Origin of the sequence: Kocuria atrinae, assembly GCF_039531425.1 — a bacterium.
Lineage (GTDB): Bacteria > Actinomycetota > Actinomycetes > Actinomycetales > Micrococcaceae > Kocuria > Kocuria atrinae.
Genome location: NZ_BAAAQA010000001.1, coordinates 48,320 through 57,819, shown reverse-complemented (window position 1 = coordinate 57,819; position 9,500 = coordinate 48,320). Strand labels below are relative to the sequence as shown.

Here is a 9,500-nt window from a genome sequence, read left to right as displayed (position 1 = left end):
ATCTGCCGGGCCTCCGTCTGTCTCGCGGATCGGTTTGTTCAGACCTACTTAGCGTAGAGCGCGTCGATTTCGGCTGAGTAGTCCTCGATGACCTTGGCACGCTTGAGCTTCATGGAGGGCGTCAGGTACCCGTCCTCAATCGTGAAATCGCGATCCAGGATCTCGAACTTCCGAATGCTCTCTGCACGGGACACCTTGGCGTTGGCGTGATCCACGATTTTCTGCACGTGCTCGATGACGGCGGGTTCCTTGGCAGCCTGCGCGGGCGTGAGCGAAGAGTCCAGGCCCAGAGTGGGCAGGATCTTGGGCAGGGTTTCCGGGTCCAACGTGATGAGCGCGGAAATGAACGACCGGTTGTCACCCAGCACGATGATCTGTCCCACGGTGGCGGAGGCTCGAATGGGATCCTCCAAAACGTTGGGCACCACATTCTTGCCCGCGGCCGTCACGATGATCTCCTTCTTGCGACCGGTGACCGTGAGCAGACCCTCTTCATCCAGAACTCCCAGGTCGCCGGTGGCGAACCAGCCGTCGTGGAAGCTTTCCTCGGTCTTGTCCGGCATCCCGTGGTAGGCGCGGAACACATTGTTGCCACGCACCAGGATTTCGCCGTCGTGGGCGATGGCGATCTCGTGACCGGGGATGGGGTGGCCCACGGTACCCAGGCGGTTGATACTCGGGAAGTTCGCGGAAATGGGGGCGGTGGTCTCGGTCAGACCGTAGCCCTCAACCACGTACACGCCGATACCGTTGAAGAAGTGACCCAGTCGCGAACCAAGTGCCGCCCCGCCGGACACGGCGTAGCGTACGGCACCGCCCATGGCATTGCGCAGCGTGGAATAGACCAGCTTGTCGTACAGCCGATGCTGAGCCTCGAGCAACGGCGAGACCTTGCCCGCCTGCGATGCCTTGGACCACTCGACAGCAACCGATACCGCCCGGGCAAAGATGAGCTTCTTGACGGGCGAGGCTGCGGAAGCCTTGAGCCGTGCGCCCACGAAGATCTTCTCGAACACGCGAGGTACGGCCAGGATGAACGTGGGGTTGAAACGGCCCAAATCCTCCATGAGCCCGGAAACGTCAGGGGTGTGGGCCAGAGTGACACCGGCGTCCAATGCAATGACTTCCACGAAACGAGCGAACACGTGGGCCAGCGGCAGGAACAGCAGAGTGCGAGCACCCGGATAGATCACTTCCGAGGCCACAGGAATGGTGTTGGCGGAGCAACCGACAAAGTTTCGATGGGTCAGCTCGCACCCCTTGGGCGGACCGGTGGTGCCCGAAGTGTAGATCAGGGTGGCGGTGTCATCCAGGGATATCCCGTCGTGGGGGTTCTGGAAGTCGGTGCGGTCAGAACCCTCGGCGATGAAGGTCTGCAACGAGGACTTGGGGTCTGCGGTGTCAAAGACGCAGATTCGGGACGACGCCGCGAACGGCGTGATAGCTGCGGCGGCCTCAACGCGTTCGGCCAGTTCATCCGTCTCGACGAAAATTGCCTTGGACTGCGAATCGGAAAGGATCCAGGCGATCTGGTCCGGGGATGACGTGTCATATACGGGGACGGGAACCGCGCCCACCCACCACAGGGCGAAGTCCACGAGCGACCACTCGTAGCGCGTGCGGCTCAGAATCCCCACCCGGTCGCCGGGTTGAATGCCGCGTGCGGCCAGCCCTCGGGCCACGGCAATCACTTCATCGCGGAACTGACGCGCCGTAACATCGCGTTCCTTGCCTTCGGCGAGGATCGTGTACAGGACGAGGTCCGGGTTCTCGCTCGCTTGGCGGGCCAGGATCTCGGCCACGCTGTTGTGCGGAAGCGGGTCAACTACGGGGGGTACGCTTACGCGTCTCATTTAGCACCTTCTTTGCGGAGATATTGAGCAAGCCTACTGTGTGATGTGCGTCATGATGTGGCATTTATGGACGTGTCCACCTTCGAGACTGCCACCCACTTCAGACCACGGCACCGTCGTCATCGCGGGGATCTTCCGGTAAGGCGCGATACACCAGGTACAGGCCACCGATCACTCCGGCCACACCAGCTGCCCACACCACTGTGGGCAGCGAACCAGGCAGCGCAGCCAAGCCGATCATGATCACGAGCACTGCCAGGATCACCGTAACGGCTCGGACCATTTTGGCACTCACGCCTCGGGTGATCTCGCCGGGATCGGGATTGTAGGACTCATCCTCTTCGGATTCAAAAAGCTCGAGTGGCACGTCGGTTGCGGGTTGCTCCGCTGGCTCCCACGGGATCTCATCCGCCCACGGCTCAGCGTCCTCGTCGTCACGGGGTACGTTCTCCCAGTCGTTGCCCTCGATGATGCGGCGAAAATCGTCATCAGGGTGCTGATCCCGGTTGTCTCGTGTGGTCATGCCGACGCCGCCGCTTCGCCCGGTACCTGAGTCAGGTCCAAGCCCCGCATGAGATTCTGCACCGCCTGGCGGGACGCCGTCTCCACGATGCCCCGGTCGTAGTCCATGGTGGCCACGTGAAAACTGTTGGGCAACGCAATAACCTCCACCGGGCCTGCGCTGCGTTCCCGAATGAGGTCCACGGAGGCGTCGGCCACGATACGGTCGACGGCTGAGCGAAACACCATTGCCGGGGCCGTCACGGCGGGCAGAGTTTTGATGGCCTGGCGAATCAGAAGATTGAGCTGTGCCACGGCGGCCAGGGGAGTGCGGTCGTAGGTGGTTTCGCCTTCAGAGGGCCGGTTGATATCGCTGCCAATGCCTGCCACCGACGGAATCACGTGCTTGGCGATGTGGCTGTACGCCGCGGTCCGGTTGGTGAGCGCCAGCGCCGGATTCACGAGTACCAGGCCTGCAACCGTGTACCGAGCCGCGAGCTGAACGGCTAACGCGCCGCCCATTGAGAGTCCGCACACGACCACGTGCTCGTGCCGGGCGCGCAACTTCCAGTACTCCTGATCCACGGCGTCCCGCCACGCCTGCCAGTTTTCCTTGCCTAATTCCTCCCAGGTCGTGCCGTGTCCCGGCAGCAGCGGAACGGACACGGACGGGTGGTGGCCGGCGGCGTCGTCGGCGCGGTGAATGGCACGTGCCCACTCGATGACCGAGGCGGTCGTGGAGGTGAACCCGTGTAGGACCAGCACCCCCACGGATGCGGACCCCGGGAAGAATTGATGGCCGTGCGTGGCGGGATCAAAGCTCATGGCGCCATTGTGCCAGTCCGAGCAATTGTCGTGAGAGAATCCAGCGGGGAATTCGATACGCGCACGGCTGATCCGCGCGCATCTGACCCGTTCGATGTCGCGGCCAAGTGGTTCAACAGAAGCTTTCCGGAAGGATCCGAGTCATGGTGTACATGTTCCTCAAGCGTTACGTGGTGGGTCCCGTGGTGAACACGGTGTATCGCCCCAAGGCCGTCGGTCTGGAGAATGTCCCCTCCCAGGGTGCCGCCATCTTGGCGAGCAACCACCTGTCGATCTCTGATTCAGTATTCATGCCCGTGGCCGTGCCCCGCCAGGTGTACTTCCTGGCCAAGTCGGAGTACTTCACGGGCCCCGGCGCGAAGGGCAAGATCGTGGGCGCCTTCTTCCGGGCCATCAATCAGATCCCCATGGACCGTAACGGCGGTAAGGCCAGCGCCAAGGCGCTGAGCGCTGGTGGTCAGGCCCTGGAGGACGGCAAGCTGCTGGGCATCTACCCTGAGGGCACCCGTTCCCCGGACGGTCGCCTCTACCGCGGCAAGATCGGCGTGGCTCGCTTGGCCCTGGAGACCGGCGCCCCCGTGGTACCGATCGCCATGGTGGGCACGGACAAGATCCAACCCCTCGGTTCCAAGTTCCCGGATCCTCGCAAGGCGAAGGTCACGACCATCTTCGGTAAGCCGCTGGACTTTTCCCACCTCAAGGGGCAGCACGGTGATCACGCCGTGATGCGGGAGGTCACCGATCAGATCATGGCCGCGATCCAGGAACTGTCGGGTCAAGAGACCGTGCACGTATACGCCGCCAATTACAAGAAGGAACTGGCGGAGCAGAAGCGCGAACAGTTCAGGACCCAGGTCAAGGACGCAGCTGAATCCGCGCGCGAAAAAGGTCGCTCCGTGTCCGCGTCCATGAGCGAGCAGGCCGAGCAGCTCGGTTCTAAACTGCCCGGGCGTTCACATGATGGAAACGATGACCAGTCCTCGGATCGAAACGCCTAGACTGGGACAATGACCTCTGTAACTCAGTCTGAACAAGCAAGCGCCATGACTACCCCTTCACCCAGTGCCGCCAACTATCCCGGCCTGGACGAATGGCGCAATCGGACCATTGGTCAGCATCCGCAGTGGGCGGAGCACCCGGACTTCGCCTCCACCATCGAGGAGCTCAACGCAGTTCCGCCGCTGGTCTTCGCCGGTGAGGTGGATCTGCTGCGTGAGCGTCTGGCATCCGTTGCTGCGGGCGAGGCATTCTTCCTACAGGGCGGTGACTGCGCCGAGACGTTCGCCGGTGCCACCGCGGACAAGATCTCGGGTCGCGTGCAGACTCTGCTGCAGATGGCTGTTGTCCTGACCTACGGTGCGTCGCTGCCCGTGGTCAAGATGGGCCGCATGGCGGGCCAGTTCTCCAAGCCGCGTTCCTCCAATCTGGAAACCCGCGGTGACCAGACCCTGCCGTCCTTCCGCGGTGAGATGGTCAACGGGTTCGACTTCAACGAAGCGTCCCGTGTCCACGACCCCAATCGCATGCTGCGCGGCTACCACACCTCCGCGTCCACCCTGAACCTGATTCGTGCCTTCACCACGGGTGGCTTCGCGGATCTGCGCCGGGTGCACGCATGGAACATGGGATTCGCGGCCAACCCCGCTTACGCCCGTTACGAGTCCATGGCTCGCGAAATCGATCACGCGGTCAAGTTCATGGCGGCCTGCGGGGCTGACTTCGATGCCCTCAAGACCACCGAATTCTTCGCCGGTCACGAGGCGTTGCTGCTCGACTACGAGCGTGCCCTCACTCGCATCGATTCCCGCACCCACTTGCCCTATGGCACGTCCGGTCACTTCCTGTGGATCGGAGAGCGCACCCGCGAGCTCGACGGCGCCCACGTGGACCTCCTCTCGCGCCTGCGCAACCCCATTGGCGTGAAGCTCGGCCCGTCCACCACGGGTGAGGACGCGCTGCGCCTGATCGACGCACTGGACCCCAACCGCGAACCGGGGCGCCTCACGTTCATCATCCGCATGGGTGCCAAGAACATCCGCGAGAAGCTCCCGGCCATCATTCAGGCAGTCGAAGGCTCGGGCGCCAAGCCTGTGTGGGTCACGGACCCCATGCACGGCAATACCGTGTCCTTGCCCTCCGGTTACAAGACGCGCAACTTCGACGACGTGGTGGACGAGGTCCGCGGCTTCTTCGAGGTACACCAGTCACTGGGCTCGTTCCCCGGCGGTATCCACGTTGAAATGACCGGCGACGACGTCGCAGAGTGCCTGGGCGGTTCGGACCCGGTCAACGAGTCGTCTTTCGCAGAGCGTTACGAAACTCTGTGCGATCCGCGCCTGAACCACATGCAGTCGCTGGAAATCGCGTTCCTGGTGGCGGAGTACCTCTCCAAGCAGAACTGAGATCCATCGACCACATCGCGGCACCGTTGAATGAGTCTTGTGACGGATATCATTCTTCGGTGCCGCGATGTGCTTTGATCCCCGCGATCGCAGTTCGGTTACTTTTGTAACCGCCCAATATCGGGGGAAAATAACGGTGTCATAACGTTTCTGTTTTGACCGGCCTTTTCTATGGTTCATACGGTGTTTCACGACATGCCCCACTTGGGGCGAGCCAACGCTGAACCGTCAGGAGAAGCACCGAATGAACGTTATGAAGAAGATCGTGTTGACCGGAACCGCCACTGCCGCGTTGACCGGGGCCATGGTTGCACCCGCCGCCGCGAGCCAGACGGCTTCGGTTCCCGAGACCGCGCAGTCCGCTTCGATCTCGCTGAACCAGGTGACCACTCAGTCCAGCTCCGGTCCCCAGTCCTCTTCAGATCAGGTTGCTCAGGAACTGCTGGGCATGATGAATGACGCCCGCGCCCAGCAGGGTCTCCAGCCGCTGGCCAACGTGGGGGCGCTCAACGGCATTGCCTCCGGCTGGTCGGAGCAGATGGCCTCCAGCGGTGCAGCCAGCCACAACCCGTCCTTCATCCAGCAGACCACGGCTTCCGGCTCCACGGGAATGGCGGAGAACATCGCCTACGACGTCCAGTCTCGTGACTCCGCGCGGGCAACCGCCCAGTACTTCTTCGACTTCTGGATGAACAGCCCCAGCCACGCGTCCAACATCATGAGCCCCGAGTTCAACGGTGCGGGCTTCGGTCTGGCGACCGCTGCTGACGGTCGCGTGTTCGCTACCCAGAACTTCGGCACCTACTGATCCGGCAATAGACATTCAGAACCAGTCAGGGCCGGTACCCGGGAACGGGGTACCGGCCCTGGGCCATGTTCAGGGGTGCTTGTTCAGTGAGGGTGGGGTCCCGATCTCGGCAATACCGCGGGCTCATAGCACGGTCAGGATGACCGTGTCCCCGTCTTTGCGTTGGTGAACCACGCGATCCAGGGTTGAGCCCACCGGGCGGTTCACCTCCACGGTGAAACCGAGTTCTTCCAATGACTCCCGGGCGGAGTCGACGTTCTGCCCCACAACGTTGGGCACCTGCTCCGGCGGGCTGGCGGTGGCCACATTGAGGTCAACGGCAGTGCCTTCTTCCGCCTTGGAGCCGGCCGCGGGCACTTGCTGCAAGACGGTGCCCTCCGGTTGGTCCGAGAACTGGGTTTGAATGCCGCCTACGGCGAATCCTGCCTGGCTAATCGCGTTACGAGCATCGTCAAGTGTCATGCCTTGGAACTGCGGGACGTCCAATTGGGCGGGGCCCTCGGACACCAGAAGGACCACTTGTTCTATCCCTCGAACCTGAGCGGACTCGCCCGGGTCCGTTGAGATCACCGAACCCGCCGGGATCTGGGCGTTGGTCATGGTGTGGACACCCACGTTGCTGATGCCGGCAGCGCCCAAGGTTCGTTCCGCATGTGCCACCGGAATGCCGGAGACGTCGGGCACGGTGTTGGCCGTGGTGCCCGGCCCGGACGCGAGCCACCAGCCAAGAAACCCGGCCAGAGCAAGTAGCAGCACGAACACCACGGCGCCAATGGCCAGATGCAGGGGCTGTGGCTGTGGGTTGAGCGTGACGCGGGGCTGCTCCGGCGTTCGGTGCGCGGTGGATCCGGCGGCTGTCATGGCGACCGTCTGGGTGGCGTCCAGGTCGTACTTCGGCAGGATGCCGGCGGCGGGAACGGCGCGGGTGGCGGCGTCGCGAACTTCCGAACCGGAAATCGGCTCGGTCAAGGATGCACGTTGTGGCTGAGCGGACAGCACCGTGGTTTCTGCATCATTCGGCACATTCGCCTGACCGGAATGCGGCAAGGCCTGGGTTTCGTCCGAGGCCGGAATCACATGGGTCGGCTGGTTCAGCGAGACCGGATCATTCACGGGCGGCAACGAACGATGGATGGCGAGGGCCAGGTCCAGGAGGGCTGCGGCGTCGGCGGGGCGGGCATCCTGGTTCCGTGCGGTGCAGCGCAGTACGAATTCGTCCAGGCTGTCCGGGATACCGGAGGAGATCCGGCTGGGTGCGGGGACGTCGCGGCTGACGTGCGCGTTGGCGACCTGCAGGGCGGTGCCGGTGTAGGGGCGAGACCCCGTGAGCATCTCGTAGGTCATGATGCCCACGGCGTACACGTCGCAGCGTTGGTCCACGGATTCGTGGCCCACGAGTTCAGGGGCGGCGTACGCGACCGTGCCCAGGATGGTGCTCGTTGACGTGTGTTCGTCCACGGCGCGCATCAGGCCGAAGTCTGCAACCTTGACATCTTCGCCGGCGGTCAACAAGACGTTTTCGGGTTTGATGTCCCGGTGGACCATGCCGGAACGGTGCGCGTGGGCCAGCCCGCGCAGCACCGGGATGAGCAGGTCCAGGGTGCGGCGAGCGGTCATGGGGGATTCGCGGGCGATCACATGACGCAGGGTGGGGCCATCGACGTACTCGAGTACCAGGTACACCACACCATCGGCGGTCTGGCCCTGGTCGAGCACGGCCACCACATTCGGGTGCTGCAACCGGGCGGCGGCCTTTGCCTCGCGCTGGGCGCGCTCCACGAACCTGGGGTCATCGACGAAGTGGGGGTGGATGATCTTGAGGGCCACGTTGCGGTCGAGCCGCTCGTCAAGACCCACGTAGACGGAGGCTGTTCCGCCCGTGGCCAATCGCTGCTGGATCCGGTAACGGTGATCCAGCAGCGTGCCGGTCAGGCGATCTTGGGGGGATTGATCAGGCAAATCGCTTTTCCTGAGCGGAAACCGCTCGTACGTAGTCCTTGGTGTCCGAGAACAAACCATAGGTCTTCACGCCGTGGAGGCCCTGGTAATACGCTCCGATGGCCAGTTCCTTGGACGGGGCCTTGTCCTGGAGTTCCTTAACGATGGCCACGCCGGCGGTGATGTTGTCCTGAGTGTCCAACAGGTCCAGGTCGCGCCCGACCAGGTTGGAGGCCCACTCACCGGCGGACGGAATGATCTGCATGGTGCCCACGGCATCGGCGGGGGAGACCACGCCCTGTTGGAAGCCGGATTCCTGGGCGGCGTGGGCCAGCGCGAGTTGAGGATCCACACCCATGGACTCGGCGGTCTCGCGAATCATCGACTGCACGGCTTCCTGGGATGGCAGGTCGCGTTGCTGTAGCTCGGTGTGGTGCTTGTTCGCCGAATCCACGACGTGCTTGGGGTAGGTCCGGCCGGCGAAAGAGTCGCCCACTGCGGGCTTGGCAGCGGCAGCGGGCTTCTCGGCCTCGGCCGCCTCGGGCTGGGGCGCGGGATCTGGCGATGACGACGCCGCGGCGGGCGCCTGGGCGTCGTTGGCTTTGGGCTTTGCTTGGGTGCCGGGGATTTTGAGGGACTGACCCGGGCGGAGCAAGGACGATGCGTCGAGGTCGTTGGCCCGCTGCAACTCCAGCACACTGACGTCGTGTTTGGCCGCGAGGTCCCAGATGGTGTCCCCGGAAGCGATTGTGTGGCGGGCCGCAGGGGCCTTGGGATCCGGCTTCTCGGCGGGCTTGGCCTCGGGAGCTGCTTTCTGCTTGCCGGGGATCGTGAGCCGGTCGCCGGGGCGCACCATGGCGTGAGCCGGAATCTTATTGGCCTTCATCAGATCGGCGACGGTCACACCGTGCTTGGTGGCCAGGGACCACACGGAATCTCCAGCGGAAACGGTGATTTCCCCGGATGCCTGGGCATGTTGAGAAGTGCCAGTGGTTTGGGGCGTCACGGGCGACTGCGCGTGGGCGGTGCCCAGGGACCCGATGGCCGACAGTGCGGCCAGGGCGGTGACTGCGGAACCCTTGGTGGCTCGCCGGGCCCATAAGGAACGGGCGGACGGACGATCTTCTGGCGGCTCAACCGGCATGTTCGTGCTTCCTGCCTAAGTACGAGGAT

The 9,500-nt window shown here is 63.6% G+C and carries 8 protein-coding genes; 3 read left to right on the top strand and 5 right to left on the bottom strand.

What is annotated here, in order from left to right:
- Positions 1-44: 44 nt before the first annotated feature.
- The 3 genes from ABD283_RS00280 to ABD283_RS00270 form a co-directional block, all read right to left on the bottom strand.
- The gene (locus ABD283_RS00280) at positions 45-1,853 is read right to left on the bottom strand and encodes an AMP-dependent synthetase/ligase (RefSeq protein WP_344223075.1); all 1,809 of its coding nucleotides are present in this window, start codon (positions 1,851-1,853) and stop codon (positions 45-47) included.
- Positions 1,854-1,953: 100 nt separating this feature from the next.
- Complete coding sequence (locus tag ABD283_RS00275; RefSeq protein ID WP_344223074.1) at positions 1,954-2,376, bottom strand: hypothetical protein; 423 nt, start codon at positions 2,374-2,376, stop codon at positions 1,954-1,956.
- On the bottom strand, positions 2,373-3,179 hold the full coding sequence (locus ABD283_RS00270) for an alpha/beta hydrolase (RefSeq protein ID WP_344223073.1): 807 nt from the start codon (positions 3,177-3,179) through the stop codon (positions 2,373-2,375). Before ABD283_RS00270 ends, ABD283_RS00275 begins: the two co-directional genes overlap by 4 nt.
- A 143-nt stretch (positions 3,180-3,322) precedes the next feature.
- Here ABD283_RS00270 and ABD283_RS00265 point away from each other — a divergent pair, with 143 nt between their 5' ends.
- The 3 genes from ABD283_RS00265 to ABD283_RS00255 all read left to right on the top strand — a co-directional run bounded on the left by ABD283_RS00265 (position 3,323) and on the right by ABD283_RS00255 (position 6,389).
- Positions 3,323-4,177, top strand: a complete 855-nt coding sequence (locus tag ABD283_RS00265; RefSeq protein ID WP_344223072.1) for a lysophospholipid acyltransferase family protein — start codon at positions 3,323-3,325, stop codon at positions 4,175-4,177.
- Positions 4,178-4,186: 9 nt separating this feature from the next.
- The gene (locus tag ABD283_RS00260) at positions 4,187-5,581 is read left to right on the top strand and encodes a class II 3-deoxy-7-phosphoheptulonate synthase (protein WP_344223071.1); all 1,395 of its coding nucleotides are present in this window, start codon (positions 4,187-4,189) and stop codon (positions 5,579-5,581) included.
- Positions 5,582-5,825: 244 nt separating this feature from the next.
- On the top strand, positions 5,826-6,389 hold the full coding sequence (locus tag ABD283_RS00255) for a CAP domain-containing protein (RefSeq protein WP_344223070.1): 564 nt from the start codon (positions 5,826-5,828) through the stop codon (positions 6,387-6,389).
- A 123-nt stretch (positions 6,390-6,512) separates the two neighbouring features.
- Here the strand turns inward: ABD283_RS00255 and pknB are convergent, their stop codons facing one another.
- Positions 6,513-8,348, bottom strand: coding sequence for a Stk1 family PASTA domain-containing Ser/Thr kinase (gene pknB / locus ABD283_RS00250; protein WP_344223069.1), 1,836 nt, complete (start codon positions 8,346-8,348; stop codon positions 6,513-6,515).
- Positions 8,341-9,471 carry a LysM peptidoglycan-binding domain-containing protein gene (locus ABD283_RS00245; protein ID WP_344223068.1) on the bottom strand — a complete coding sequence of 377 codons (1,131 nt, stop codon included), beginning with the start codon at positions 9,469-9,471 and terminating at the stop codon, positions 8,341-8,343. The genes pknB and ABD283_RS00245 overlap by 8 nt, the downstream gene beginning before the upstream one ends.
- Between the last annotated feature and the right edge of the window lie 29 nt (positions 9,472-9,500).